We start from the raw sequence: 433 nt of genomic DNA, 5'->3' as shown, positions 1-433 counted from the left end.
TCAGCATCGAGTACACGTAAATTTTTAAGTTCTGCCATACCTGCTTCATAGACACATTGAGCAATGCCTGGTACATGGACTTCAATACCCACATAGTTGCGTTCAGGGTTCGCTTTAGCCATAAGCACTAAAGAACGGCCCATACCGAAACCGATTTCAACTGTTAAAGGGCGCTCCGGATGCTCAAAGTGCTGACGTAAGTCACCCACGGGATATTCCAAAATTAAATCGCGATGTTGTTCTAAAGCCGTGCGTTGAGACGTATTGAGTGGGGCTGAACGACGCATAAACGTCACAATTTCACGGTGTTCAGGCAAATTGTCCAATTCTGCAATTTGCGTTTCTAACTGATCGATCGACATAACCTTGGCAATATTGAAATTCAAATGCGGTATTTTAAGTCTTCAGGTGGTCAAGTCAAATGTTTCGGTGT

General features: G+C 43.6%; 1 pseudogene. It reads right to left on the bottom strand.

Annotation, left to right across the window (positions count from 1 at the left end):
- Positions 1–386, bottom strand: a pseudogene (locus F7Q96_RS26690) (hypothetical protein); the annotation flags it as partial.
- Between the last annotated feature and the right edge of the window lie 47 nt (positions 387–433).

Origin of the sequence: Cupriavidus gilardii, assembly GCF_008801915.1 — a bacterium.
Lineage (GTDB): Bacteria > Pseudomonadota > Gammaproteobacteria > Burkholderiales > Burkholderiaceae > Cupriavidus > Cupriavidus gilardii.
This window is presented reverse-complemented; position numbering and strand designations above follow the sequence as displayed.